Annotated in this window: 25 protein-coding genes; 9 read left to right on the top strand and 16 right to left on the bottom strand. The window is 67.3% G+C overall.

Annotated elements, in window-relative coordinates:
- Window positions 1–200: 200 nt before the first annotated feature.
- Together J2X58_RS17730 and J2X58_RS17725 are read left to right on the top strand one after the other, a co-directional pair.
- Complete coding sequence (locus J2X58_RS17730; RefSeq protein WP_090055292.1) at window positions 201–1,505, top strand: nucleoside transporter C-terminal domain-containing protein; 1,305 nt, start codon at window positions 201–203, stop codon at window positions 1,503–1,505.
- A gap of 4 nt (window positions 1,506–1,509) precedes the next feature.
- On the top strand, window positions 1,510–2,364 hold the full coding sequence (locus J2X58_RS17725) for a PfkB family carbohydrate kinase (RefSeq protein WP_310049990.1): 855 nt from the start codon (window positions 1,510–1,512) through the stop codon (window positions 2,362–2,364).
- Between the two features lie 65 nt (window positions 2,365–2,429).
- Here the strand turns inward: J2X58_RS17725 and J2X58_RS17720 are convergent, their stop codons facing one another.
- The 3 genes from J2X58_RS17720 to J2X58_RS17710 form a co-directional block, all read right to left on the bottom strand.
- On the bottom strand, window positions 2,430–5,063 hold the full coding sequence (locus J2X58_RS17720; RefSeq protein ID WP_310049988.1) for a M1 family metallopeptidase: 2,634 nt from the start codon (window positions 5,061–5,063) through the stop codon (window positions 2,430–2,432).
- Between the two features lie 124 nt (window positions 5,064–5,187).
- Window positions 5,188–6,426: a tetratricopeptide repeat protein gene (locus tag J2X58_RS17715; RefSeq protein WP_310049985.1), complete on the bottom strand. Its 1,239-nt coding sequence runs from the start codon at window positions 6,424–6,426 to the stop codon at window positions 5,188–5,190.
- Between the two features lie 213 nt (window positions 6,427–6,639).
- Window positions 6,640–7,554 carry an SDR family oxidoreductase gene (locus J2X58_RS17710; protein WP_218143218.1) on the bottom strand — a complete coding sequence of 305 codons (915 nt, stop codon included), beginning with the start codon at window positions 7,552–7,554 and terminating at the stop codon, window positions 6,640–6,642.
- Window positions 7,555–7,849: 295 nt separating this feature from the next.
- Between J2X58_RS17710 and J2X58_RS17705 the strand changes: the two genes are divergently transcribed.
- Entirely contained in the window at window positions 7,850–8,857 is a 1,008-nt protein-coding gene (locus tag J2X58_RS17705; protein WP_310049983.1) for a zinc-binding alcohol dehydrogenase family protein, read from the top strand.
- 3 nt (window positions 8,858–8,860) lie between these two features.
- Here the strand turns inward: J2X58_RS17705 and J2X58_RS17700 are convergent, their stop codons facing one another.
- The 6 genes from J2X58_RS17700 to J2X58_RS17675 are packed head-to-tail and all read right to left on the bottom strand — an operon-like array spanning window position 8,861 to window position 14,260.
- Complete coding sequence (locus tag J2X58_RS17700) at window positions 8,861–10,795, bottom strand: response regulator (protein ID WP_310049982.1); 1,935 nt, start codon at window positions 10,793–10,795, stop codon at window positions 8,861–8,863.
- The gene (locus J2X58_RS17695) at window positions 10,785–11,633 is read right to left on the bottom strand and encodes an ATP-binding protein (protein ID WP_090055305.1); all 849 of its coding nucleotides are present in this window, start codon (window positions 11,631–11,633) and stop codon (window positions 10,785–10,787) included. The genes J2X58_RS17700 and J2X58_RS17695 overlap by 11 nt, the downstream gene beginning before the upstream one ends.
- Window positions 11,630–12,643, bottom strand: coding sequence for an ATP-binding protein (locus J2X58_RS17690; protein ID WP_310049978.1), 1,014 nt, complete (start codon window positions 12,641–12,643; stop codon window positions 11,630–11,632). Before J2X58_RS17690 ends, J2X58_RS17695 begins: the two co-directional genes overlap by 4 nt.
- Entirely contained in the window at window positions 12,634–13,029 is a 396-nt protein-coding gene (locus tag J2X58_RS17685) for an anti-sigma regulatory factor (RefSeq protein ID WP_217642653.1), read from the bottom strand. The genes J2X58_RS17690 and J2X58_RS17685 overlap by 10 nt, the downstream gene beginning before the upstream one ends.
- A gap of 5 nt (window positions 13,030–13,034) precedes the next feature.
- Window positions 13,035–13,397 (bottom strand): STAS domain-containing protein, encoded by a 363-nt coding sequence (locus J2X58_RS17680; RefSeq protein WP_090055310.1) that lies wholly within the window; start codon window positions 13,395–13,397, stop codon window positions 13,035–13,037.
- A gap of 5 nt (window positions 13,398–13,402) precedes the next feature.
- Window positions 13,403–14,260, bottom strand: a complete 858-nt coding sequence (locus tag J2X58_RS17675; RefSeq protein WP_310049976.1) for an STAS domain-containing protein — start codon at window positions 14,258–14,260, stop codon at window positions 13,403–13,405.
- Between the two features lie 141 nt (window positions 14,261–14,401).
- On the opposite strand from J2X58_RS17675, the gene J2X58_RS17670 reads away from it, so the two are divergent.
- A complete protein-coding gene (locus J2X58_RS17670) occupies window positions 14,402–14,755 on the top strand; it encodes a response regulator (RefSeq protein WP_090055313.1) in 354 nt (117 codons plus the stop codon).
- A 6-nt stretch (window positions 14,756–14,761) separates the two neighbouring features.
- Here J2X58_RS17670 and J2X58_RS17665 read toward each other — a convergent pair whose 3' ends face one another.
- Entirely contained in the window at window positions 14,762–15,145 is a 384-nt protein-coding gene (locus J2X58_RS17665) for a nuclear transport factor 2 family protein (protein WP_310049973.1), read from the bottom strand.
- 180 nt (window positions 15,146–15,325) lie between these two features.
- Between J2X58_RS17665 and cycA the strand changes: the two genes are divergently transcribed.
- On the top strand, window positions 15,326–16,699 hold the full coding sequence (gene cycA, locus J2X58_RS17660) for a D-serine/D-alanine/glycine transporter (RefSeq protein ID WP_090055316.1): 1,374 nt from the start codon (window positions 15,326–15,328) through the stop codon (window positions 16,697–16,699).
- Between the two features lie 138 nt (window positions 16,700–16,837).
- Here cycA and J2X58_RS17655 read toward each other — a convergent pair whose 3' ends face one another.
- Window positions 16,838–18,166: a lysozyme inhibitor LprI family protein gene (locus tag J2X58_RS17655; protein ID WP_310049968.1), complete on the bottom strand. Its 1,329-nt coding sequence runs from the start codon at window positions 18,164–18,166 to the stop codon at window positions 16,838–16,840.
- 203 nt (window positions 18,167–18,369) lie between these two features.
- On the opposite strand from J2X58_RS17655, the gene J2X58_RS17650 reads away from it, so the two are divergent.
- Window positions 18,370–19,200: a restriction endonuclease gene (locus J2X58_RS17650; protein WP_310049966.1), complete on the top strand. Its 831-nt coding sequence runs from the start codon at window positions 18,370–18,372 to the stop codon at window positions 19,198–19,200.
- Between the two features lie 230 nt (window positions 19,201–19,430).
- On the opposite strand, the gene J2X58_RS17645 is transcribed toward J2X58_RS17650, so the two are convergent.
- Window positions 19,431–19,931, bottom strand: coding sequence for a DUF4879 domain-containing protein (locus J2X58_RS17645; protein WP_310049964.1), 501 nt, complete (start codon window positions 19,929–19,931; stop codon window positions 19,431–19,433).
- A gap of 156 nt (window positions 19,932–20,087) precedes the next feature.
- Between J2X58_RS17645 and J2X58_RS17640 the strand changes: the two genes are divergently transcribed.
- Complete coding sequence (locus J2X58_RS17640; RefSeq protein WP_090055321.1) at window positions 20,088–20,507, top strand: hypothetical protein; 420 nt, start codon at window positions 20,088–20,090, stop codon at window positions 20,505–20,507.
- Between the two features lie 9 nt (window positions 20,508–20,516).
- Here J2X58_RS17640 and yjjJ read toward each other — a convergent pair whose 3' ends face one another.
- Together yjjJ and J2X58_RS17630 are read right to left on the bottom strand one after the other, a co-directional pair.
- Window positions 20,517–21,893 carry a type II toxin-antitoxin system HipA family toxin YjjJ gene (gene yjjJ, locus J2X58_RS17635; RefSeq protein WP_310049962.1) on the bottom strand — a complete coding sequence of 459 codons (1,377 nt, stop codon included), beginning with the start codon at window positions 21,891–21,893 and terminating at the stop codon, window positions 20,517–20,519.
- A 100-nt stretch (window positions 21,894–21,993) separates the two neighbouring features.
- On the bottom strand, window positions 21,994–22,908 hold the full coding sequence (locus tag J2X58_RS17630; protein ID WP_310049960.1) for an AraC family transcriptional regulator: 915 nt from the start codon (window positions 22,906–22,908) through the stop codon (window positions 21,994–21,996).
- A 99-nt stretch (window positions 22,909–23,007) separates the two neighbouring features.
- On the opposite strand from J2X58_RS17630, the gene J2X58_RS17625 reads away from it, so the two are divergent.
- Entirely contained in the window at window positions 23,008–23,754 is a 747-nt protein-coding gene (locus J2X58_RS17625; RefSeq protein WP_310049958.1) for an SDR family oxidoreductase, read from the top strand.
- Between the two features lie 478 nt (window positions 23,755–24,232).
- Here J2X58_RS17625 and J2X58_RS17620 read toward each other — a convergent pair whose 3' ends face one another.
- A complete protein-coding gene (locus J2X58_RS17620; RefSeq protein ID WP_310049955.1) occupies window positions 24,233–24,871 on the bottom strand; it encodes a glutathione S-transferase family protein in 639 nt (212 codons plus the stop codon).
- 324 nt (window positions 24,872–25,195) lie between these two features.
- Here J2X58_RS17620 and J2X58_RS17615 point away from each other — a divergent pair, with 324 nt between their 5' ends.
- Window positions 25,196–25,588, top strand: a complete 393-nt coding sequence (locus J2X58_RS17615; RefSeq protein ID WP_310049954.1) for a VOC family protein — start codon at window positions 25,196–25,198, stop codon at window positions 25,586–25,588.
- On the opposite strand, the gene J2X58_RS17610 is transcribed toward J2X58_RS17615, so the two are convergent.
- Window positions 25,576–26,712 carry a hypothetical protein gene (locus J2X58_RS17610; RefSeq protein ID WP_310049951.1) on the bottom strand — a complete coding sequence of 379 codons (1,137 nt, stop codon included), beginning with the start codon at window positions 26,710–26,712 and terminating at the stop codon, window positions 25,576–25,578. The two genes, J2X58_RS17615 and J2X58_RS17610, sit on opposite strands and share 13 nt — an antisense overlap.
- Window positions 26,713–26,730 lie beyond the last annotated feature (18 nt).

Here is a 26,730-nt window from a genome sequence, read left to right as displayed (position 1 = left end):
CACCTCCCCGGACGCCAACACATCAGCGCCTCGCACAACCGGGAACCGACGACGTGGGCCCCGGCGTGCGCCGGGGCAACGGAGAGGGGCCGTGCCGCCTCGTACACATCCGAACTTGCCCCATAAGGCCACCTCCCGTAACCTCGCGTTTTTTAAAGCGGTCACGGGGCTACCCCCGGCCTCCCAAGGGGTACGTCACGATGCTGGGTTTGCTGGGCCATGTTCTGTTTGGCCTGTTCGGTCTGGCGGTGCTTGTCGGCATCGCGTTCTGCTTCTCCAACAACAAGCGCGTGGTCGACTGGAAGCTCGTCGCCACCGGCGTGCTGTTGCAGATCGCCTTCGCCGCCATCGTGCTGAAGGTGCCGCTGGGTCGCGACGTGTTCGACGCGATCGCCACCGGCTTCGTGCGCCTGCTCGATTACGTGGACGTCGGTTCGCGGTTCATCTTCGGCAGCCTGCTCGACAGCGAGAAGTTCGGCGTGATCTTCGCGGTGAAGGTGCTGCCGACGATTGTCTTCTTCGCCGCCCTCACCGGCGTGCTGTACCACCTCGGCGTGATGCAGCAGATCGTCAAGGGCATGGCCTGGGTCATCACCAAGGTGATGCGCGTCTCCGGCGCGGAAACCACCAGCGTCTGCGCCAGCGTGTTCATCGGCCAGACCGAAGCGCCGCTGACCATCAAGCCGTACATCGAGCGCATGACGCAGGCCGAGCTCATGACCGTCATGATCGGCGGCATGGCGCACATCGCCGGTTCCGTCATGGCGGCGTACGTCGCGATGCTGGGCGGCGACGATCCCGCGCAGCGCATGTTCTACGCGAAGCACCTGCTCACCGCGAGCGTGATGGCCGCGCCTGCCACGATGGTGCTGGCCAAGATCCTCGTCCCCGAGACGCAGGAGCCGCTGACGCGCGGCACGGTCAAGATCGAGGTCGAGAAGACCACCGCGAACGTCATCGACGCGGCGGCCACCGGTGCGGGCGACGGCCTCAAGCTCGCCATGAACGTCGGCGCCATGCTGCTGGCCTTCATCGCGCTGATCGCCCTGATCAACGGCCCGGTGCAGTGGGCCGGCACGATCGGTGGCGAGCACAGCATCAACGCGTGGCTCACCGCCAGCGCCGGCCACCCGGTCGCGCTCAGCCTCGAAACGATCTTCGGTTGGGTGCTCGCCCCCGTCGCGTGGCTCATCGGCGTACCGTGGCAGGACGCCACGCTAGTCGGCAGCTTCATCGGCCAGAAGGTGGTGATCAACGAGTTCGTCGCCTACGCCGACCTCGCGCGCCACCTGCCCGACCTGCTGCCGGAAAGCCGCCTGATCGCCACGTACGCGCTCTGCGGTTTCGCCAACTTCTCCTCCATCGCCATCCAGATCGGCGGCATCGGCGGCCTCGCCCCGAACCGTCGTGGCGACCTCGCCCGCCTCGGCCTGCGCGCCGTGCTGGGCGGCTCGATCGCGACGTTCATGACGGCGACCATCGCCGGCGTGCTCGAACGCTTCTGACCGGATGACCGCGGCGCGCCTGCTGGTCGTCGGTGGCTACAGCGAGGAAGAGCGCTGGCAGACGCCACGCCTTCCCCGCGCGGGCGAGCCGGCGTACGCCACCGCGTTCGAACGGCGTCCCGGCGGCAAGGCCTTTCATCAGGCGGTCGCCGCGGCGCACACCGGCGTGGCCACCGGCCTCATCGCCGCCATCGGCGACGACACCATCGATCCCTCCGGCCTGCCGCTCAACGTCGTGGCCCGCTGGCAGGTGGTGTCCGGCGTGCGCACCGGCCGTACCGCGCTGGTCGTCGATCCGAAGGGCCAGGTCATGTCCGTGCTGTCGTCCGGCGCGAACGACCGGCTCGATGCCGGCTTCATCGCCGCGCAGTCCGATCTCTTCGAGGGCGCGAAGGTGCTGCTCGTCTCGACCGAGGCGAACATCGACGCCGTCGCGGCCACGCTCGAAATGGCCGGCGAGAAGCGCATCCTTCGTGTGCTGGATCCGGGCCCGCTGCCTCCTGGCCTTTCGGTGCGCGAGTTCGCCAGCACCGACGTGCTGCTGCTCGACGTCTACGAGTTCGCTCGCGTGTGCGGGCGTTTCCTCTCGATCGACATCACGGCGCAGGCGGTGACGAGCATGGACGATACGACGATCAACGCGCTCGCCCGCCGTTTGTGCGCGGGAACGGTCGTGGTGTCGCTGGACAAGAGCTGCCTCGTCTCGCACGGTGCGGACCGGCACGGCGACGAGTCGGAACTCTACCGCGTGCCAACCTGCGGATCGGGCGACGTGTTCAAGGGCACCCTGGCCGCGCGACTGGTCGATGTGCCCTGCTTCCGCGAAGCGCTCGTCGCGGCGTGCGCCGCGGCCGGGTGAAGTAGCGCGGCCAGACACACGAAAGCCGCCGGTCTCGCGACCGGCGGCTTCGTTTCAGACATCCATCAACCGTTCTTCTTCAGCCACGCATCCACGGCCGGCAGGCGGTCCTTGCGGACCATCGCGCGGTAGCGGATGTTGGCTATGCTCGTCTCCGCGTCACGACGCGAGGTCGGTGCGATGTACTTGTCGGCGAACGCCTTGATCTTGTCGATCGTCGACAGCTGCAGCGAACCGCCGGCCAGCATCGGGTAGTAGCGCGCGGCCGAGGTCGAATCCACGAACTGGTCGACCTTGTCCTTGTGCGCCACGGCGAAGTCGAACGCGAGCTCGGGGTGGGCACGCGCCGCGGCGGAGATCATCGCCGCGCTGTTCGTCGCGCCCGGCTCGTCGGTCAGCGCCAGTTCCAGCGCACGCTTCGCCAGCGCCTCGTCCGACGGCGTGGCCAGCAACGCGTACAGGCGATCCTTCACCAGCGGCGTCTTCTCGGCCTTCGCCGCCGCGTGCAGCTTGTCCCACGTCGCGCCGTCCGCATGCGCGGCGACGACGGCGAGGATCGACTTGCGCAGTTCCGGCGGCATGGTGTCGCTCGTGTAACGACGACGCGCCTCGGCGATGACGTTCGCATCGCCCAGGTGCGACAGCGTGCCGATCAGGTGCGCACGCAGGATCGCCACCGGCGCTTCCTCACCCGGCTTCGCTTCCCAGCCCAGCTGCGCGAACTTCGGCGCGAGACGCGAGATCGCGTACTTGCGCAGCGCGGCCTGACGCGTCGCATCGCCCTCGTAATAATCGTCCAGCGTGGAGAAGTCGCTGGCGATGCCGTCCCACAGCAGCGGCGTGGCATCCAGCGGCGCGGCCTTGATCAGGTCCAGCACGTCCGACGCCGGCTGCAGGCCGCCCATGCCCAGCGCCCAGACGTCGGCGGTGACGCCGAGCTGGTCGATGGGATCGAGCTTCGCGAACGCGCCCTGCAGCGCCTTGATCTGCGCCGGCGCGTAGAGCGTGCGGTAGTAACCCGTCTGTCCCGCGTTGACGAGAACGGGGGCGCAGCCCGCCACCGTGAGCGAACCGGCGCCGTTCTCCAGCAGCGTCGACGACGTGGCGCCGCCGACCGTCTTCGCGATCACCGGCACATGCCACGACAGCGGCTTCTTGTCCGGGCGGTCGCGGGTGAACTCCCCCTGCGAGAGCTTCAGCGTCGTGGAACCGTTCGCGCACGACACGGACTCGACGCGCACCAGCGGGATGCCCGGCTGCAGCGTGAAGTCGTGGGCGACGGTGCTCACCGGCATGCCGGCGGCGGCGTCGATCGCCTTCCACAGATCGTCCGAGACGGTGTTCGAATACGCGTGCGCCTTGATGTACGCCTGCACGCCCTTCTGCCACTTGTCGGCACCCACATAGGCCTCGAGCATGCGGATCACCGACTCGCCCTTCGAGTAGGTGATGGAATCGAACGCCTGGCTGGCCTGCTCCACCGTCGCCACGTGCTGCACGACCGGATGCGTCGTCGCCACGGCGTCGCGCGACATCGCGCCTTCGCGCGTGAACACGGCTTCGAGGTTGGTGTGCCATTCCGGATGCAGGCGCTCGGTGGTGCGCGACGCGAGCCACGACGCGAAGCCTTCGTTGAGCCAGAGGTCGTCCCACCAGCGCATGGTCACGAGGTCGCCGAACCACTGGTGCGCCATTTCGTGCGCCGCGGTGTTGAAGACCTCCTGCTTGTCGGACTGCGTGGAAATCGTGGGATCCAGCAGCAGCGCGTATTCGAAGGTGTAGATCGCGCCCCAGTTCTCCATCGCCGAGAAGAACTGGCTCTGGCCCGGCGAAGCGATGTTGTCGAGCTTCGGCAGCGGGTACGGCACGCCGAAGTACGCGTTGTACTCCTGCAGCACGGCCTTGCCGGTGTCGAGCGTGAACTGCGCCTGCGACGTCAGGCCCTTCTGCGTGATGACGCCGATTTCCACGCCATCGCTCTTCGTCGTGGCGCGATCGAACTCGCCGAGGCCGAAGAACAGCAGGTACGTCGACATCTTCGGCGACGGCTGGAAGGTGACGGTCGCCAGTCCGTTGCCGATGTCCTTCTTCGACGCCACCGGCATGTTGCTCACGGCCATCTGGTTGGCGGGCACCGTGGCGGAGAGCGTGAACGTGGCCTTGTACGCCGGCTCGTCCCACGAGGGGATGAAGCGGCGCGCGTCGGAGTTCTCGAACTGGGTGTACAGGGCGCGCTTCTTGCCGTCGGCCTTGGTGTCGTAGTCGATCGCGAACAGGCCGTTGGCCTGCGTGCCGATCTTGCCCGTGTAATCCATCGTCAGCACGTAGCTGCCGGCGGGGATCGCGTGGTCGAAGGTGAAGGTCGCGGTCTGCGCGTCGGCATCGACGGCGACCTTCGGCGCGGCGAACGACGCCTTGCCCTTCGCGGCGGCGAGCGAGACGTTGGCGAACGTCATGTTCATCGCGTTGAGCGTGATCGACGGCGTCGGCTGCAGCACGTCGATCGCGATGGACACCTTGCCGTCGAACGCGAGCTTGTCCGCATGCGGCACCACGGCCACGTCGTAATGCGTCGGCCGCACGGTGCGCGGAAGCTGTGTGGTGGCGAGCTCGGCCGTGTCGTTCGCGGGCGCGGCGACGGTGGCGAGGGAGAAGCCGGCGAGCGCGAAAGCGATCGCGCTGACGAGGGATTTACGCATGCGGGTTGCCCTATGTACGGACCCCGGCGGACATCCGCCCGGCGGTCATCCGCCGATGGTCGTCCTCGCACCGCGCGCGGGAAAGCGCCGGAAGTCACGGGCGCAGGTTATTGCGACCCTCGCTTCACCAGAACCGCCACCACGACCGCTTCTCCAGTTTGCGCAGCGCCTTCAGGTGGCCGCGCGCCGCCGCCTTGCGATACCAGGCCCGGGCGATCGAGGGATTGCGCGGCACGCCGTCCCCGCGCTCGTGGAGGAGGCCGAGGTCGAACTGGGCGTCGGCATGGCCGGCGCCCGCCGCGCTGCGCAGCAGCCGCACCACCTCGTCGATCCGGCGGGGCACGCCGCGGCCGGCGTCGATCATCGTGGCCAGCGCGTACTGGGCGGCGACGTGATGGCGCTCGGCGGCGAGCGCCAGCCAGCGCACGGCTTCGCGATCGTTCCGTGCCACGCCGTCGCCGGCGGCGAGCCGCTGGCCGAGGAGGAACTGCGCGGAAGCGTCCTGCGGGCCGATCTGCGCGATGCGTTCCGGCGTCGCGTCGGTCCCGGCGGGGATCGCTTCGAGCTCGGCGAGCATACGACGCGCTTCGCTGTCGCCCTGCTCCGCCGCGCGCGCGAACCAGTGGCGCGCCTGCTCGCGATCCTCGGGTTGCGCGCTGGCTTCGAGATAGAGCTTGGCGAGCGCGAACTGCGCCGTGCCGTTGCCCATCTCCGCCGCGCGCCGGTAGTGATGCGCTCCCATGGTGGTGTCGCGCGGCACGCCGATGCCGTCGCAATACATGTGCGCGACGCTGCACAACGCGTCGGCGTAGCCACGCGCGCCGGGGTCGCCGCGCTCGATCGCCTTCGTGTAGAACGCGAAGGCGAGTTCGGCGTCGCGCGGAACGCCACGTCCGAAGTAATGCGATACACCGAGGTTCACGCAGGCCTGCACGTGCCCCTGGTCGGCCGCCAGACCCCACCAGCGCAGGGCCTCCTGGCGATCCGCGACGACGCCGTGGCCGCGCGCATGCAGCATGCCGAGCGCGCACTGCGCTTCGGCGGAGCCCGTGTCGGCCGCGCGGCGATACCACCCGGCGGCTTCGAAGGGATCGCGCGGAACGCCGAGCCCTTCCGCGAAGTGCGCGGCGAGGCGGCACTGGCTTTCGACGTGTCCCTGCTCCGCGGCCCGGCGGAACCACTGCGTGGCGCGTGCGTAGTCCTGTTCGACGTGATCGCCCGCGGCGTACATCTGCGCGAGGCGGTACTGCGCGTCCGCATCGCCGAGCTGGGCTTCTTTTTCCACCCGCCCGAAACGCTGCAACGCGTCCATCTCGGCCGCGAAACGCCGATCGACGAGTGCCCCCGATTTCCCTTCCGACATCCCGTTCCCCTGAAAACGCCTGTCGTCACGGGGCGGATAGTAATCGGGAAGCCGTTTGAAAGATATCGGGTTTTTGGGAGGGGGCCCTAGGCCTTCCGGCGGGTGTGGCAAGCATGCCCGCTGCCGCGGGATCGCCGATGCGATCGGCTCCCACCCCTTCGGTAGCAAGTCACCTACCGGAGGGTGGGAGCCGATCGTATCGGCGATCAAGCGCTAAGGATTACCCGCCCCGCCCGAGGCGCCGAAGATCTGCCCGGTTTCGTAGCTCGCCTCGGTGGACGCCAGCTGCACGTAGATCGGTGCGATCTCGGCCGGCTGACCGGGGCGGCCCATCGGGGTATCGCCACCGAACTTCTGCAGCTTCTCCGGCGTCTGGCCGCCCGAGACCTGCAGCGGGGTCCAGAACGGGCCGGGGGCCACGCCGTTCACGCGGATGCCCTTCTTGACGAGCTGCTTCGCCAGACCCTTGGTGAAGATCATGATCCCGCCCTTGGTCATCGCATAGTCGAGCAGGTTCTCGGACGGGTTGTACGCGTTGACGGATGTCGTGTTGATGATCGCGGCACCCGGCGGCAGGTGCGGCACGGCCGCCTTGGTGATCCAGAACATCGCGTAGAGGTTCGTCTTCACCGTCCAGTCGAAGTACTCTGTGCTGATGTCGAGGATCGAGTCGAAGCTGTGCTGGCGGCCCGCGTTGTTGACGAGGATGTCGAGTCCGCCGAACGCCTCCACCGTCTTCTGCACCATCTGGCCGCACCAGGCTTCGTCGCGGATGTCGCCCGGCAGCGCCAGCGCCTTGCGGCCCGCCTTGCGGATCAGGTCGACGACTTCCTTGGCATCGTCCTCCTCGGCCGGCAGGTAGCTGATCGCGACATCGGCGCCTTCACGCGCGTACGCGATGGCGACGGCGCGCCCGATGCCCGAGTCGCCGCCGGTGATCAACGCTTTGCGTCCCGCGAGTCGTCCGCTGCCCTTGTAGCTGGTTTCGCCGTGGTCGGGCCGCGGCGTCATCTTCCCCGCGAGTCCGGGCCACGGCTGGCTCTGGTTCGCGAACGGCGGGTGCGGAAAGCCCTGGCGTGGGTCGACCAGGGGGCGCGTGCCACCCGGTCCGGTCGATTCGGCGGCCATGGCGCTGAAACTCGGGGCGCCGGCGAGTACCGCCGCGGCGGCACCGAGCGAGGCGTTCTGGAAGATACGGCGGCGGGTCGGGGAGAAGTCGTCGGTCATGGGGGGCAGCCTTTCCGTCGGTGGTCCGCCCCACTGTCGGGATCGGTGGGTGGACGGGCCGTCATGCGGATGCGAAGGGAGCGCGCTCCAGGACATCCGATTTTCACCGTGGCGATGAAAGTGATCCCGCGCGGCGATGGTTTTTCGGCAACGCGCCGGGGAGGAGCATGGCGCCATCCTCAACGGAGCTACCCGCATGAAAGCCATCGTCTACACCCATCACGGCCTGCCCATCGACGACGCCAACGCGCTGGTCGAAATGGACATTCCCCAGCCGGTCCCCGGCCCGCGCGACCTGCTGGTCGCCGTCAGCGCCGTCTCGGTGAATCCCGTCGACACCAAGGTGCGCGCCGGCGTGAAGACCACGGCGCCCCGCGTGCTGGGCTTCGACGCCGTCGGCACGGTGGCGGCGGTCGGCGAAGGTGTCACGCTGTTCAAGGAAGGCGACGAGGTCTACTACGCCGGTGCGTTGAACCGCCCCGGCAGCAACGCCGAGTTCCAGCTCGTCGACGAGCGCATCGTCGGGCACAAGCCGCGCACGCTGGACGACGCCCACGCCGCCGCGCTCCCGCTGACCGCGCTTACCGCGTGGGAAATGCTGTTCGACCGCCTGAAGATCGCCGAGGGCGGCCACGAGGGCGAGTCGATCCTCATCATCGGCGCCGGTGGCGGCGTCGGTTCGATCCTGGTGCAGCTCGCGCGCCGCCTGACGAAGCTCACGGTCATCGGCAGCGCCTCGCGCGAGGAAACGGCCCAGTGGGTCCGCGAACTGGGCGCGCACCACGTGATCGACCATTCGAAGCCGCTCGGCCCGCAGCTCGAAGCGCTGGGCATCGCGCACGTCGATCACCTGGTCAGCCTCACGCACACGGACGCGTACTACGAGCAGATCGTGGAGATCGTGAAGCCGCAGGGTCAGTTCGGCCTGATCGACGATCCGCACGCGCTCGATGCCACGAAGCTGAAGCGCAAGGCGATCTCGCTGCACTGGGAGTCGATGTTCACGCGCTCGACCTACGAGACGCCCGACATGATCAAACAGCATGAGCTTCTGGATCGCGTCGCGGCGCTGATCGACGACGGCACCCTGCGCACCACGCTCGGCGAGCACTTCGGCCCGATCACCGCCGAGAACCTGCGCCGCGCCCACCAACGCATCGAGAGCCACAAGGCGAAGGGCAAGATCGTGCTCGAGGGTTTCTGAAGCCTAGTCGAGCATCTGCCTGACGCGCGTCAGCAAGGCATCGATCTCGAACGGTTTCGCGATGAGATCCATGCCGCGATTGAGGAAACGCGACCGCTCGGTCGCGTTTTCCGCGTAGCCGGTCATGAACAGCACCGGCAGCGTCGGACGCCACGCCCGCGCCACGTCGGCGAGCTCGCGTCCGTCGAGGCCCGGCATGCCGATGTCGGTGAGCAGCAGGTCGAACGATTCGTCGCCACGCAGCAGCGACAGCGCGCGATCGGTGTCGCCCGTGGCCACGCACGTGTAGCCCGCCTGGGTCAGGACCTCGGCGGTGAACATGCGCAGCGAGTCGGTGTCCTCCACCAACAGCACGCGTTCGCCGTGGCCGCCAGCGATCTCACCCTGGCCGGCCGTGACGGTCACCACCTCGCCTTCGCTGGCGGGCAACAGCAGCGTCACCTCGGTGCCGCGGCCCACGACGCTTTCGATGCGCGCCTCGCCGCCGGACTGGCGCGCGAAACCGTAGATCATCGACAGGCCGAGACCCGTGCCCTGCCCCAGCGGCTTGGTGGTGAAGAACGGCTCGAACACCTTCTGCAGCACATCGGGCGCGATGCCCGAACCGTTGTCCGATACCGTCACGTGCACGTAATCGCCATCGGGCAACGAGCCGTCGCCGACGAGGCGTCGGCGTCCCGTGGCGATCCGGATGCGTCCGCCCTCGGGCATCGCGTCGCGCGCGTTGATGACGAGGTTGATGACCGCGTTCTCGAGCTGGTTCGTGTCCACCTCGGCGACCACGGGCTCGCCGGAAAGATCCAGTTCCAGCGTGACGCGCTCGCCGAGCGTCCGCCGCAGCATGTCTTCCAGCGAACGGACGTTGCCGTTGAGGTCGGAGGCCTTCGCGTCGAGCGGCTGCTGGCGCGCGAACGCGAGCAGGCGGTGCGTGAGCGCGGCGGCGCGACGTGCGGAACCGAGCACGGCATCGGCGAAGCGTTGCACCTTGTCGGGCTTGCCGGCCTCCACCTGACGATTGATCAGGTCGATGCCCGTGATGATGCTGGTCAGGAGGTTGTTGAAGTCGTGCGCGATGCCGCCGGTGAGCTTGCCCAGCGCGTCCATCTTCTGCGCCTGCAGCAGCTGCAGCTCGGTGCGTTCGCGCTCGGCCTTCTCGATCGCCAGCTGGCTGTGCGCCGTGTCGATGCGTTCGAGCTGGTCGCGCTCGCGGCGACGCTGCTCGGTGACGTCCTCGACGAAGACCAGGCCGCCTTCCTTGCGATACGGCGTGACCCGCCATTCCGTCTCGCGGACGCCCGCGCGCGAGTGCATGCACAGCACGCCGCGCCAGCGCTCGTTCGACGCGAGGTGTTCGCGCATCTGCGCCAGCGTTTCGTCCTGGCCCGGTTCGAAGCAGGACACCAGTTCGCCGGTGCAGCCGGCATCCTCGATCAGCCGGTCGAACGCCTCGTTCGAATCCAGGATGCGAAGCGCCCCGTCGATCACGGCGATCGGCGCCGCGATGTTGGTGAAGATCTCGCGGAACCGCGCTTCGGCGGCGCGCAGTTCGTCTTCGGTCTCGCGCACGCGCATCAGCGTGCGCAGCGTCGCGAGCATCACGTCCGGATCCACCGGATGGATCAGATAGGCGTCCGCGCCGTTGTCGAGACCGGTGATCAGGTCGCCCGTGTCGATCGACGCGGCCGACACGTGCACGACGGGCAGCAGCATCGTCTCCGGCGCCTCGCGCAACCGGCGCACGATGTCGAAGCCGCTCATGTCGGGCAGGTTCACATCGAGGATCACCGCCGCGAACTCGTGGCTGGCAAGAAGCGCGAGGCCTTCCGTGCCCGTGCCGGCCTCCATGGCTTCGTAGCCGGCGCGCTCCACCGTGCGCCGCATCGCGTAGCGCGTGGCCGCGTTGTCGTCGACGATCAGCAGCCGGGAGTTACGAGGCATCGTTCGACTCGCTGGAGAGTTTCAAGGGGAGCACCACATGGAAGACGGAACCCTTGCCGGGGTGGCTCACCACACCGACCTCGCCGCCCAGCAGGTGCGCGAACTGCCGGCAGATCGAGAGGCCGAGGCCCGTGCCGCGCAGGCGCTTCTGCAGCGGGGAGTCCACCTGCGTGAAGTCCTCGAACAGGGCGCCCTGCAGTTCCTCCGGAATGCCGATGCCGGTGTCGCTGACGGCGAATCGCACGCGATCGTCGCCTTCCAGCTGCGCGGAGACGCGGATCTCGCCGCGCGGCGTGAACTTCAGCGCGTTGGAGATGAAGTTGCGCAGGATCTGCGCGAGCTTCTTGTCGTCCGTGTAGAGCTTCGGCATGTGCTCCGGATCCTCGAAGATCAGGTCGGCCTCCGTCGCGTCCACGATCGGGCGGAACGTGCCGCGCAACGCCGAGAACAGGTCCATCAGCTCGAACCACGCCGGCGAGATGGTGATGCGGCCCGCCTCGATCTTCGCCAGGTCGAGCAGGTCGTCCACCATGTCGCTCAGCTCGCGCGCGGCGTTGGCCACGAACGACACCTGCTTCTGCTGCTCGCCGTTGAGGGGGCCGTCCATGCCGTCGGCCATCAGGCGCGCGATGCTGAGGATGGAGCCCAGCGGCGTGCGGAACTCGTGGCTCATGTACGAGAGGAACCGGCTCTTCAGCTCCGAGGCCTGGCGCAGCTGCTCGGCCTGCTTGTCGAGTTCGGCGTACAGCGCGAGCACGCCCTGGTTGGTCTCTTCCAGTTCCGCGCGGAGGGAATCGTTTTCTGCGGTCAGCCGCGCGATGTCGTCGTTGTCGCTCACAGGCCGGTCCCGAGGGTCATGGCGAGGATGGTCGTGTCGTCGCGGCCGCGATTGAAGTCGCGATACAGCAGCGCCGTGACGACGCCCGGGTGCCGGTTGGGCAGGCCGGGGTATTCCTTGTGGTTCCAGCGCGACTGCAGGCCGTCGCTGTACATCAGGAGCAGCTTGCCCTGCGAATGCGGGAAATCGAACGACTGGGCGCGGCGTGCCTGCACACCGACGATGCCGGGATGCGACGCCAGGCCGCGCGAGCCCTCGATGGTGAGCAGGCCACCCGCGATGTTGCCGATGCCCGCGTAACGGAGCACGCCGCTCTCGCGCAGGTACTGCGCCACCGCGACCGCGCCACCACGCGTGCCGGCCATGCCGTTGTTGAGTGCACCGATCAGGTTGACCGGCTCTTCGAGCGGCGCCTCGCGGAACGTCGCCAGCGCGGCGTTCGCCGCCTCGTGCGCCGACATGCCGTGCCCCAGCCCGTCGACGAGCAGGATCGACACCTTGTCCTTGTCCAGCGCCACGCCCCACCCGTCGCCGCAGACGGTCTCGTCCTGCATCAGCTGCTGCGTGGCGGCGAAGCGGATGTCGGCCCTCGCGAAGCCCTTCGGGTACAGGCGCGCCATCACCACCGAGCCGCGATGATCGGCGTACATGTCCATGACGTCGGACTGACGGCGCACCGCGCCGAGGCCTTCGCCGCGCGTGCCGCCGGTCGAGAATCCGTCGGGGAGGCAATCGGCCAGGTTGAAGCCGGGGCCACGATCGACGGCCGTCACCTCGACGCCATAGGCGCCGTCGCCCTGCACGACCGAAATGTGGATCTCGCCGCTGCGCGCATGCTTGAGCACGTTGGTGGCCAGCTCCGTGGTCACCAGGGCCACGCGGCCCGCGTCGGTGGTATCGAACCCCGCGCCGCTGGCCGCCAGTTGCGCGACGCGCCGCGCCTGGCCGATCTGCGTGGCGTCCTCGATCGCGACGATGCGGGTCGGTTCGCCGCTGAAGGTCACGTCCATTTGCAGATCGTCACGCGCGTGCCCGCGCCGGCCGCGCTCTCCAGCGAGAATTCGTCCACGAGACGCCTGGCGCCAGTGAGGCCGAGGCCGAGGCCGCTGCCCGACGTCCAGCCATCGGTCATCGCCAGTTTCACGTCGGGAATGCCGGGGCCTTCGTCGCGGAAGATCAGGCGCAGGCCCTTGCGCCCGCCGTCTTCCAGCAGCTCCCAGTCCATGTCGCCACCGCCGCCGTAGATGACGGTGTTGCGGCCCAGTTCGCTGGCCGCCGTGATCAGCTTGGTCTGGTCGACCAGTCGCAGCCCGGCTTCGACGGCGAGCTTGCGCGCGGTCTGTCGCGCGAGCACGACATCCTGTTCGATCCGGATCGGTTGAGTGCCTTGCCTGATCGTGTTCATCGCGCGGACACGCGGTCACGCAGCAGCTTCATGCCGCGCTCCACGTCCAGCGCCGTGCTCACGCCGGGCAGCGTCAGGCCGAGCTCCACGAGCGTGATCGCCACGGCGGGCTGCATGCCGACCACGACGGTTTCCGCGTCCATGATCCTCGACAGGCCCGAGATCGTGGCGATCATGCGGCCGATGAAGGAATCGACGATGTCGAGCGCCGAGATGTCGATGAGGACGCCACGCGCGCCGGTGTCGCTGATGCGCTCGGAGAGGTCGTCCTGCAGGGTCAGCGCCAGCTGATCGTGCATGTCGACCTGGATGGTGACGAGCAGGAACTCGCCCATGCGCAGGATGGGGATGCGCTCCATGGCGATCAGCCTTCCTTGCCGACGATGAAACCCGAGCGTTTCAGGGCCAGCGCGAGCGCGTCGGCGAGATTGGCCTTGGTGACGATGCCCTGCAGGTCGAGGCCCAGGTGCACGATGGTCTGCGCGATCTGCGGACGCACGCCGCTGATGATCGCGTCGGCACCCATCAGGCGGATGGCGGTAACGGTCTTCAGCAGGTGCTGCGCGACCAGGGTGTCCACCGTGGGAACGCCCGTGATGTCGATGATGGCGATTTCGGCGCCGGTCTCGACGATGCGCTGGAGCAGCGATTCCATGACGACCTGGGTGCGCTGGGAATCCAGCGTGCCGATCATCGGCAGGGCGAGCACGCCGTCCCAGAGCTTCACCACGGGCGTGGACAGTTCCAGCAGTTCTTCCTGCTGACGCGCGATCACATCCTCGCGCGACTTCTGGAAGGTGCGGATCGTGTGCAGGCCGAGGCCGTCGAGCAGTTCCGAGACGGCCCAGAGCTGACCGGCGAGCTCCGTCGGCTCGCTGGCGTATTCCACCTGGAGCAGGTCGAAGAGCGGGCGCTTCAGCGAGAAGATGAAGCTGGCGGTCTGCTGCGAGTCGAACCCCAGCAGGGCCCGGCTGCGCGAGAGGCGCTCGAGGAAGCCGCGGGTCTCGCTCCACTCGTTGCCGCCGGCGCCGTTGATCTCATTGGTGGCCGAGCCGGTGACGAGCAGGCGGAGGAATTCCTTCGTCTGCGATTCGAACTCGGCGTGGCCGATACGCGCGTCGCGCGAGGCACCGCTGGCGTCCAGATTGGCGGTCCACTCCGCGAGCAGGCTGGATTCGTTCTTCCGAACGGCGTCGATCGTGCGCTGAGACAGTGCGGCCATGGGCATCCCCTGTAAAAACGCTATGATGCGTTCACACCCGGCACAATGGAATAGTGCAGTTCGTCGCCGAACGCGTTGACATCGTGTTCACGGCGGACGGGCTAATCGCCTCGTCCAGCGTCCCTTACCAGAGCCCGTCCCATGTCGTCCCAACCCCTCCCGGTCGTACTGCTCGTCGAAGACGACGACGCCATCCGCGACCTCTCCGAAATGATCCTCGACATGGAAGGCTACGAGGTGCATTCCGTGCGCAACGGGGACGAGGCCGAACACTGGCTGGCGACCGGCAAGGCGGATGTCCTGTTCACCGACATCAACATGCCCGGCCGGATCGGCGGCCAGGAACTGGCCATCCGCCATCACGACATGCGCGTGCTGGTGACCTCCGGCGAGGCCCCGGAACAGCACGACTGGCTCCGGCCGGGCATGCGGTATCTGGCCAAGCCCTACGACCGGAAGACCCTGCTGAACGCGATCCGCGACCTGGCCGCCTGACGGAAGTCAGGCCCGGTCGATCACGCGGCTGATCTTCCCGCCGTCGAACGCGAACTCGGACGTCCCCACCATCTCGATCACGGTGCCCGCGCCCGGGCCGTCGGGGATGTCTTCGGCGATCTCGCCGTGGAAGGTGATGTCCACCACGACCGTGTCGCCCTCGTCGCGGACCGCGGTCACTTCCTGCCGCCGCGACGCGAACAGCGCCGCACCCACCCGCGCCAGCTTCCCGAACTCCTCCTTGCCGTCGGTCGCGACGCTCATCGCCCCGCCCGCGTGGTGCTCGAAGCGCACGTCGTCGGAGAGCACGGCCAGCATGCCCTCGATGTCGAAGCGGTTGTACGCGTCGATGTAGGCGTCGATCAGGGCCTGGCGGAACGGGTCGGTCATGAGGGTATCCAGCACGGTGGGCGTTTCGGATAGTAACGAAGCCGGCGACCGTGCGGAGGGTGGGAGCCGATCGTATCGGCGATCCGCGGCAGCGGCCCCGGTGCGCGTGATGCCGTGCCTTGCCGACCCCTCCCCCTCCCCCGTATGGTGCCCGCTTCCGTCCCAACCCCGAGCCGCCCGATGTCGCATCCGCAGGAGCAGTCCCCCGAGCACCTCAGGCGCAGCCTGTCGAACCGCCACCTGCAGCTGATCGCCATCGGCGGTGCCATCGGGACGGGCCTGTTCATGGGCTCGGGCAAGACCATCAGCCTCGCGGGCCCGTCGATCCTGCTGGTCTACCTCATCATCGGCGTGATGCTCTTCTTCGTCATGCGCGCGATGGGCGAGCTGCTGCTCTCCAACCTGCAGTACAAGTCGTTCATCGACTTCTCCACCGACCTGCTCGGTCCATGGGCCGGCTTCTTCTGCGGATGGACGTACTGGTTCTGCTGGATCATCACCGCGATCGCGGACGTGATCGCCATCGCCTCGTACGCCCAGTTCTGGTTCCCCGGGCTCGCGCCATGGGTGCCGGCGTTGCTGTGCGTCGCGCTACTGCTGTGCCTGAACCTGACCACCGTACGCCTCTTCGGCGAACTGGAGTTCTGGTTCGCGCTGATCAAGATCATCGCCATCTGCGCGCTCATCGTCACCGGCTTCGGCATGGTGGCCTGGGCGTTCCGCTCGCCGGACGGCCACGTGGCGTCGCTGGCGAACCTGTGGAACGACGGTGGCCTCTTCCCCACCGGCATCGGCGGCTTCTTCGCCGGTTTCCAGATCGCGGTGTTCGCTTTCGTGGGCATCGAACTCGTCGGCACCACCGCCGCCGAGACGGCCGATCCGGAGCGCAACCTGCCCAAGGCGATCAATTCGATCCCCGTCCGCATCATCCTGTTCTACGTGCTCGCGCTGGTCGTGATCATGTCCGTGACGCCGTGGCGCCAGGTGCTGCCCGGCAAGAGCCCGTTCGTGGAACTCTTCGTGCTCGCCGGCATCCCGGCCGCGGCCAGCCTGATCAACTTCGTCGTGCTCACGTCGGCCACGTCGTCGGCGAACAGCGGCATCTTCTCCACCAGCCGCATGCTCTACGGCCTGGCCGAGGAAGACCATGCGCCGTCGACCTTCCGGCACCTGTCGAAGGCCGCCGTTCCCTCGCGTGGCCTGCTGTTCTCGTGCCTGTGTCTGCTCGGCGGCGCGATGCTGGTGTACGTCATCCCGAACCTCGTCACCGCGTTCACGCTGGTCACGACGCTGGCCGCGATCCTCTTCATGTTCGTGTGGTCGCTGATCCTGATCGCCTACATGGCCTACCGGAAGAAGCGTCCGGAACTGCACGCGGTGTCGGCGTACAAGATGCCTGGCGGCGTGTTCATGTGCTGGGCCTGCCTGGTGTTCTTCGCCTTCGTGCTCGTGCTGCTCGCGCTGGAGAGCGACACGCGCCAGGCGCTGATCGCCAGCCCGGTGTGGTTCGCGATCCTCGGCATCGGCTACGCCCTGCGCCGCCGCAAGGCCTGAAACCGCGGTTGGAGCGCACCTGGGCGCGATGGGGTGCTCGCGGCAAGCACCCCTTCGCGGCCAAGGCCGCTCCCACAGGAGCTAGAAACCTGTGGGAGCGCACCTGGGCGCGATGGGTGCTCGCGACAGCAAAACCTACTAAAGCGACTCAGCCTCCGGCGCCGGCACCACCGCCGACAGCAACAGCGCGCCGCGCTCCACCTTCACGTACATCGACGCCACGGGCTCCAGCGTGCCCGCCTTCAGCCGCCACGCCGACAGCATCCAGTCGTCGTTGACGCGCCAGCCCACGTGGCCGTGCCCGATGTACCCCAGCAACGTCTCTCCACGGAAGTCGATCGGAAAGAACGTGGCTTCGTCGCCGTAGCCGGTCATCATCCCTTCGCCGACCGCGCCGCCGAAATCCGGCAGATCCCGGAACGTGGCCGACTCGCCCTTCGGCGCGAGACCACTCGGCGCCCGCGCCGCCGCGAGCAGCGCGTCGTACGACACCTTCGCGGCGCCCTTCAGCGGGCGATCCAGCGTGCCCTGCACCGGGCTGCGCTCGTAGCGCGCGGCGGCCGCCATCGCGACGGCGGCGAAATCCTCGCAGGGCGACTGCTTCGGCGCACACGCGCTACCACCGGAAACCAATGCGTGATCGAAGCGCAACGTCAGCTGCGCATCGGGCCCGAAGCGCGTCCCTTCCCAGCGACTGACACCCAGGTTCATCTCGTCGGGCGACGGATTCGACAGCACGGTCGCGATGACGTCGCTGCGGACGCGCGCCATGCCATGGCGGGACATGCAGTCCGACGCCCATGCACCCGGCGCGTCGACCGCGATCGCCTTGCGGCCCTCGATCCGGAACGGCACTTCGGTCCAGCACGACGCCGTGCCCCCGACGGAAAACACCGAGCTCACCGGCATCCCGTCGAGCTTGCGGTAGCCCGACGACGCGTCGAGTTCCGCGAGCGCCTTCTTCACGGCCGCATCGGGCTCGAACGGAAACGCCTTCGCATCGTCGAGCGACACCTCCGCGGCCACGGCGACGGACGCCCCCGCCTTCGCGAGATCCGCCAGCACATCGTCCGACCCCTTCGGCAACCGTGGCAGTAGCGCCTGCACGGTGTCGAGCGGCTTCGGCGCCTTCGCATCCAGGCCGCGCAGGAAGGCGATGCGCGTGGGATACCGCGCCACGTCGGCCGCGAGTGGTTTTCCTGGGTGATCGCCAAGGTAAGCGGCCACCGACGCGTCGCGCTCAGCCAGCCAGTGGCGCTGGTCGGTCTTCAGCGCGTCGGCCTTGTCCGGGTGGTTCTTCAACGCCGCCCGGAAGGCCTCGCCGAGCTCGCCATCCAGCGCGGAGATCGCCGGTGACGCGCAGATGGCCTTCTCCACGGCGGTGGACGCCTTGCCGCAATCGAATCCGGCGGCATGACAGGTGCCGGCCGCGAAGGCGAGCGACAGTACGGTGGCAGTGATCCTCACGAAACGTCTCCTCGGTGAGCGGGTGCATTCCGACCATTCTAGGAGACACGCGCCGAACGCTCCCGACCCGGAAATGTTGTAGTCCTTCGCCTACAGGAACGCACCCGAGAATTGGGTATAGTCGGCCGATTCCACGTGGCCAGCCGGGGGGCGGTGCCGTCGTGCGAACAGGGGAATCGCATGCCGCACCAAAGGACCATCCGATGAGCACGGGCTTCAAGCCCGTGAGCTTCCGTTACGACGACGCGCTCACCCGCGTATCGTGGGACGCGTTCGAGCACCTGATCGCGGACTACTACCGCGCGCAGGGATTCGAGGTGGACCACGTCGGCACCGGCGGCGGCCCGCGCCGCACCGACGGCGGCATCGACCTGATACTGCGCCAGGGCCTCGAGACGATCGTCGTGCAGTGCAAGCACTGGAATTGCTGGAAGGTGCCGCACAACGACGTGCACCAGCTCATCGGCGTGATGCATACGGCGTCCGCGACCGGTGCCATCGTCATCACCTCCGGCGAATTCACCAATGCCGCGATCGAGGCCGCCGCGAAATTCCGGCACATCCGCCTGATCGACGGCAAGGCCGTGCGCGCGATGCTCGGGCCGATCGAAGAGCCCGCGGTTCCGTTCGCCTCGTTCGACGCCATGCCGTCGTGGAACGTGCCGCGGCATCCACCGAAGCGCGCCAGGCGCAGCCGCGCTCCCATTGTCGCGGTCGCAGCCGCCTTCCTGACCATGGCCATTTCGCTCTGCGTGCTGTGGCAGTACTACGCGATGACGGTGCTCAAGGCGCGCACCGACGCGGTGCGCGCGACCCAGGGCGCCATGCGCGTGCTGGCGGCACAGGCCATCACGTCCCGCCACGTGCCCGCCACGCCGGGCACGCCGGTGGATTCGTCGCCCGCGAGCACGATGAACGGTCACGCGGCGATGCCAGCCCACCTCCCGACCACGAAAGCGGAAATCGCCGCATGGGAAGCGGCCAACGCGGAGTCGATGCGCATCCTGGAAAAAACGACGCCATCGGTTCCATAACGCGGTCTGGCTCCTCGCGAAGAGCAACAGGACCTGCCGCTCACGGCCTCAAAAGACATCGCGCCCAGGTGCGCTCCAACAGCGCTTCGCCACCTCGCCGGCACATTGTCTTGTGAGAGCGCACCCGGGCGCGACAGCTCCTCGCGAAGAGCAACAGGACCTGCCACTCGCGGCCTCAAAAGATGTCGCGCCCAGGTGCGCTCCCACAATGTTTCGTCAGACCGGCGCTCCTACAAGATCGAGATCGATTTGGTCGCCGTATTGCGAGGCCAGTTGACCGAGGTTGACTTCACGGTGAACTGTCCATTCCCTTTACCGGTGACATCCCAAGTACGCATGTGACCAATGACGGTCTGGCCGTTTCGACAGCGGACCATCGATCCGCGCCCCCCGTCGCAAAGATTGACGGTTTCGATCTCCCGCACTGGCCCATTGTTCATCGTGGCAGAGGCGTGGCCGTAGCCTCGTTCGACTGAGACAACATGTACAAAGCCACCTGCATGATGACGCTGGGTAGCGGTCTGGTGGACGCTTATCGCTTCGGTGGACCCCGTTTGCGAGCTGACGCTCGCGACATAAAGATCAGACACAGGCGCAGCTCCGCCGAAAGACTGCGCTGCGATGCTCCAGCAAGCGACAAGGGCCAGCGCGCCGATTGCGAATGACACGTTTCTCTTCATTGCGATGTTCTCCATCCGCAGCACATCCGCTGCGGCCGAAACGTTATGCATTTCCGCAAACTGAATCTGCCGGGTCCATGCCCGTCCTGTTACCTCCAACGCGACACTTTTCGTAGGACGACGCCGCGAGGTCGAGATCAGATCGTTCGTCGGCAGACGCTTTGCTTACGATGGAGAAATCATCCCAAGAGCGCAGGAAGCCGATTCATGCATATATCGTCTATCTCCAACGCAACGTTCGCGCCCGTCGCCAATGCTGACAGTGTCCATCCAGCCACCGTGGAGGCGTCATCCGTCAGCGATCCGCGACCGGCCGATCGATACGACTTCTCGAACATGACGGTTCGCCAGTTCTTCGACGCGGTATCCGAACTGCAGAGCACAGGACAGATTTCGGGTGATGAGGCATTGGACCTCATATGCACCCTCGGCATATGGAACGACGGTTCGCTATCGCACGATGAATATCTCGATCTCCGGATGGACAATTCGTACGAAATCATTCAACAGCAGATCGCTTGCGCTGATGCGCAAGGCCGCATCGCCGAAAGGGACATTTCCATCCGCGGGCTGGCGTTGCTCAAGCGTCTCAACGGCACGCTCCGCCGTGTCGACGTCGAAGCATGACGGATCACGTCACGTCGCGAATCGTGATCGCGCCCTGGTCACGATCTGCGCGTTGGCGTTCGCGATGGCCTGGAACTCGCGACTGATGCTGGCGTCTTCCGCGACGCGCTGCCAGAACGACACTGCCCAGCCGCTAGCGAGCGACCACACCGCCAGGTCGGCCGGCGTCGGCGTCGCGACCGTGAACTCACGCCCGACGACGGCACCGCTCGCAGCAGGACGGTACATCATCGGCAGCATGTCGTAGTTCGGCGTGAGTTCGAGCGGTAGCGCGTCATCGAGGAAGAACGCGAGGTTTCCGAAATGCATGTCGGTGTTGCCGATGAGACGACCGAACCACCAGCGTTCCCGGATGCGTTCGAGCGTATCGGCATCGACCCATCCTCCGGCGCGCATTCGCGAGGCGGCACCCGCCCAACCATCGTCGCGCAGGCCGTCGTGCGCATCGCTCCACGCGGCCAGCGTGACGCAGCCGCGTCGCCCGTACGCGCCGACGCGATCGAAGCGCGTCACTTCGAGACACGCGCGCCCTCCTGACCAGACGATGTCCGAGCGTGCACTGGCGTGGCCGTGGTCCCGAAGGACTTCTCCGGCGATGTGTTCGCTCAGAAGCAGGTCGGCCCAGCGACGCGCGGTGGCGTTGCCATCGACAGGCTCGCTGAACTTCACGATGACGTGGCGCGTCTCGTTATTCCCGTCGGCGACCGCAGTGGTGAACTTCGGTTGCTCGCCGGCAGCCGACGATCCGACTTCCGCGCCACCCATCGCCGCCTCCGCGAACCGCGCATAGACCTCGCCGCGTTCGGCGGTCGGAATGGGTGACGGCCCTTCGGCGAGCGCCGCTTCGAGCGATCGCTCGCCGAGTACGAAGTCGCCCGGCCCGTCGCTCCCGCGAAGCAACAGCGCCGTCATGACCGCATCGTCATCCCATAGCAGGATGTCGGACGGTAATCCCAGGGCGCCAGCCCAGCGCTGCGCGAACTGGCGACCGAGGAACCCCTGCGGTCGCTGATCGTCGAGGAACCAGGGCACGCCGGGGAACAGGCCATCCGAGAACTCGTCGCGCATCCAGTCGGTCGGCCGACGTGGGGCGACCAAAGCGCCCCTCGGATAAAGGGCCGTCAGAAAGCCGAACTCCTGTGGGCGCCCTTGGGCGTCGATGCGGAACAGGGGCCAGCGCGAGCCGAGGCCTCGTACATCCCGAATCGCCGCGTAGCGGCTACGTCGGGCCTGGCCGATCCTCGCGACAACGTCGCCGACTGAAGCCAGGAGACGAGAAACGGTGGGTTGGCTGACGCCGAGATCCGCGGCCAGGTCGGCCGCACTTGAGGCACCCCGCAGCCGCAGGGCGGTGAGAAGCTGCTCGGCGCGCACCATCGTTGCCATGCATGAATAGATATATGAATAGATTTTCTATGTCAATATCTTTTTGTATCAGTGAGTTGACTCACCTTCCAGTGGAAACATGAATAGATTCATGCAGACATCAAGCGGCGACCGGCGCCGAAGCGCTCTTTCCATACACTGCGGGCGACACGCCCACATGCCGTGAGAACGCCACGCTGAACGTGCTGGCCGAGCCGTAGCCCACGCGCTCAGCGACCTCCGCCACGCTGCCGTCCCGTCGACGCAGGAGGTCTTTCGCCAGCGCCATGCGCCAGGACAGCAGATATTCCATCGGCGCGACGCCGACCTCGCGGCTGAAGCGTTCGAAAAACGCCGAGCGTGACATGGCCGACTCCCTGGCGAGTTCGGCCACTGTCCACGGGCGTGCCGGGCTCTCGTGCATGTGGCGAATGGCGGTGCCGACGCGCGCGTCCGCCAGCCCGCGCAGCAGACCCTGCGTCGGGCTGGCGTCGGCGGTGGAGCGCAGCGCTTCGATCAGCAGCACTTCGAGTAGGTTCGCCAGCACCACCTCACGCGCCGGACGCTGCGCACGCGCCTCGTCGCTGGCCAGCTGCACCAGCGTCGAGAGCCGCGGCTCGTCGCGGACCAGAACCACCCGCGGCAGCAGCGACACGAGCAGCGCCGCGTCCGGCGATCCGAACTCGCACAGGCCCGCGAGGAAGCGGACCTCGTGCGGGCCCTCCGGCGTGCCCTGACGGTGCTCGCCATTGGCGAGTTCCACGGGATGCCGGTCGATGTCCTCGGGCCTGGGCGGCTCGTTGCCGGACAGCAGCATGTCGCGCCATGCGGGGATCAACACGAAATCGCCCGCCTGCAGCGCCATTGGCTCCTCGTCGCCAAGGGTCAGGCGGCAGGATCCTTCGAGGATCAGGCAATACACCGGATTGCCCTGCTCCGCCTGGCGGACGCCCCACGACCCGGCCGCCGAGACGAGCTTCGACCGCCGCAGGCTGGGCTGCAGCAGGGTGACCACTTCCGCCAGCGGATCGATCATGACTGGACTCTCGCAAACGATAATCGGACTTCAGAGTGTAGCGAGTCCGGGGCCGGGCGCCTATCGTGGCCGGCAGGCACCCTCACCCCAGGAGTCACCATGCAGACCGTCCTCATCACCGGATGCTCGTCCGGCTTCGGCCTCGATATCGCTCGCCATTTCCACGAGAAGGGCTGGAACGTGATCGCGACCATGCGCACGCCGCGCATCGATCTCTTCCCGGCGTCCGACCGCATGCGCGTCCTCGCGCTCGACGTGACCGATGCGGCGAGCATCCGTCGCGCGATCGACGAAGCGGGCCCGGTCGATGTCCTCGTCAACAACGCAGGCATCGGCGTGCTCAGCGCGCTGGAAGGCATGACGATGGATACCGTCCGCGACGTCTTCGAAACCAACACCCTCGGCACGATCGCCATGACGCAGGCCGTGCTGCCGCAGTTGCGCGAGCGCAAGAACGGCGTCGTGATCAACGTCACGTCGAGCGTCACGTACCGTCCGCTGCCGCTGCTGTCGGTTTACTCGGCAAGCAAGGCGGCCGTGAACGCCTTCACCGAATCGCTTGCGCTCGAGCTCGCACCTTTCAACGTGCGCGCGCACCTCGTGCTCCCCGGCCGCGCCCCGGACACGCGCTTCGGCGAAAACGCCCGCGCCCGCATGCAGCCCCCGTCGCCCGCCTATGCCGACTTCATGCAGCAGGTCTTCAGCGGCATGACGGCCGACGGCCCGGTCACGCATTCGAGCGATGTCGCGGAAGCCGTCTGGCGCGCCGCCACCGACGCATCGGCCCCGATGCGCATTCCCGCCGGCGCGGACGCGGTGGAGTGGTCGCAGGCGGCTCGCTCGTAAAGCGAGCCGTCGTGGGAGCGGACCTGGCCGCGACGGTCTTTCGCCGCTGGGCGGCAGGGCCTGTTGCTCCTCGCGAAGAGCGGTCGCGGCCTGGGCCGCTCCTACAGCGGCAGGCAGTAGCCGTTCGACCTGGACGTTGTCGTGCACCGGCGCCTGAAGAATGCTCGCCACGCCTCGTCACCCTGTGGGAGCGGACCTGGCCGCGACAGCCTTTCGCCGCTGGGCAGCAGGGCCTGTTGCTCCTCGCGAAGAGCGGTCGCGGCCAGGGCCGCTCCTACAGCGGCGGGCGATAGCCGTTCGACCTGGACGTTGTCGTCCACCGGAGCCTGAAGGGTGCTCGCCGCGCCTCCTCACCTGTGGGAGCGGACCTGGCCGCGACGGCTTTTCGCCGCTGGGCAGCAGGGCCTGTTGCTCCTCGCGAAGAGCGGTCGCGGCCAGGGCCGCTCCTACAGCGGCTGGCGGTAGCTGGTGGTGAGTGTCAGGCGGTGTTGACCGCCAGCTGTGCCGCGAATGCACGCTGGTATGCCGGCCTCGCCTCGCCGCGTTCGACGTATGCCACCAACTGCGGAAACTCCGCGAGGGCGCCCGACGGTCGCGCGCGCATCAGCACCGAGACCATCAGCAGGTCGCCGGCGCTGAACTCGCCGTCCAGCCACTCGGCGTCGCCCAGTCGATCCGAAAGCAGCTTCAGTCGCTGACGCACGCGCTCCATCACGATCGGCACGCGCTCGGCCGCCCATGGCTTGTCGCCTTCGAGGATCTTCGCGATGAAAATGTCGAGGATCGGCGGTTCCACGGAGTTGAGCGCGGCGAACATCCACGTGATCGCACGTGCCCGCGCATTGGCGTCGCTCGGCAACAGGTGGCCATACCGCTCCGCCAGGTGGAACACGATCGACCCCGTTTCGAACAGCACGAGACCGTCTTCCTCGTAGGTGGGAATCTGGCCAAAGGGATGCAAGCCCATGTGGTCCGGCTGCTTCATCTGCGGATGCGGCACGAGGCGCACCTCGTAGGGCTGGCCCACCTCTTCCAGCGCCCAGCGCACGCGGGTGTCGCGCGCCAGACCCTTGCCGCCATCGGGCGAGCGTTCGAACGCGGTGATGGTGATGGTCATCGTTACTCCCCAGGTTGGCAATCGGCCCGAAGGTATGGCGCCATGAGTGCGTTCGCCGCGCGGAAGCCTTCGACGGTGAGCGGCGCGACATCCTTCGGAAACGCTGGTCCACCCGGCGAGACTACAGCGATTCCGATTCCACCCCCTGCTGCGCCGCACGATCAAACCGCAGCCCATTCCGCAGGTGGGAGCGCGCTCGCGCGCGAATAGCGAAGCGACGCGATCCACCCTGCCGCTCCCGACAAGAGCTCGCCACCCTCCACCCGTTGATCTGCAGCCAAAACTATCCGACATTGCCCCATCAGCCACGCGCCGGAGCCCCGCATGCCGCTTATCGACCACATCGAATTCGCCGTCGAGAACATAGAGAGGGCCCGGGCGTTCTACGAACGCGCACTCGCACCGCTCGGCGTGACGCTCCTCGTCACCATCGGCCCGAACGAGACGCGCAACGGCGGCACGCGGCTCGGCTTTGGCGCCAACGAATACCCAAGCCTCTGGCTGCACGACCACGCCGCGCCGGGCAAGGTGATGCACGTGGCCTTCGAGGCAGCCAGTCGCGCCGAGGTGAGGCAGTTCTACGAGGAAGCACTCGCCGCAGGTGGCCGGGACAACGGGCCGCCCGGGATCCGGGATCACTACCACTCACGCTATTACGCGGCGTTCGTGCTCGACCCCGATGGCGTGAACGTCGAGGCGGTCTATCAGGGCGATTGAGCTCGCACCGCTTTCACTCCGTCGCCTTCCACCTTCTTTTTCGCCGGATCGGTCTGGATCGCGAAACGTGCAAGCACGTCACCCATGAAGCTGCCAACCCAAACGCTGCGCCCCACGACCAACGCACCCGTCGCGGCACCAAATCCTTCCCGCACAGCATCGTCGTCGTTCTTTCGCACGAGCTCACGAACCGTCATGGTGTGGGTATCGAGCTCTGCCACGACATACGCTTTGGGGAAACGGGCGCCTGGTTGTCCCGACGTAAAGATCTCATGGGCAGTCGCGGCCTGACCGCCGATAAGCAAGTGATCGTCGCCGTTCCACCTCAGGTTGTCGGGAAGGAAGTCCACCGACGCGCGGGCTTCTTCCTTGCCATCCATAGCCAACTTCAGAATCGTGCGTGATGACCACGCATTGACGAACAGATGCGCGCCATCCGGCGTCACGGCGATGCCGTTGGCACCCGGCAGCCGCGGCCCAAAAGCTTTCCACCCCTGGGCCGAGGTCCAGCGCCAGACCCCTCCCGTGGGCTTGCCGGCCGACACCTTGTCGACAGTCGTGCGATCGTCGGGATCGAACATGCTTGTCATGACGAACCCGCCGCCAGGGACGAAAGCTACCGCGTTGCCCGAGGTGCCCTGCGGAGCAGCGATCCGTTTGCCCTCGACCACTGTCGGCACCTGTCCGGAAGCATCGAGGACGAGCCAGTCGATGGCCTCCTTGCCGCCACCGTGATCGACGACCAGCAGCTCGTAGCGTCCGTCACTCCGACGCTTCGCGGCGATGCCGTGAGGGCTGAACTCGGTGGCACTGATGCGTCCCGACGCGGCGCCCGGAGCCCAGGGCACCACGACGGCGCGTTCGGGCGAGTCGCTATCCACCGCGAACAGGGCGCCGTCCCGCGGCTGAAAGTCGCTAACGATCACCCATCGCGTCCCCGTGAGACGGTCCAGGTCTTCCGGATGCCGCACGCTCTCCACGAAGGAAGGTGGAGCCTGGCCGATCGCGATGCCGCTTTCCGCCATCGCCGGAGCGGAGAGTCCGATGAGCGCGGCCGCGAAAGCCGCCAGCGGAAGGAACACTGATGCGGAGCGAACGCGCCCCAGCGATGAAGTCGAGCCCATGGTGCCTCCGAAGTTTGG

Origin of the sequence: Luteibacter sp. 3190 (genome assembly GCF_031456385.1) — a bacterium.
Classification (GTDB): domain Bacteria; phylum Pseudomonadota; class Gammaproteobacteria; order Xanthomonadales; family Rhodanobacteraceae; genus Luteibacter.
The sequence above is the reverse complement of the archived record's forward strand: the minus strand, read 5'-3'. Positions and strand labels throughout refer to the sequence as shown.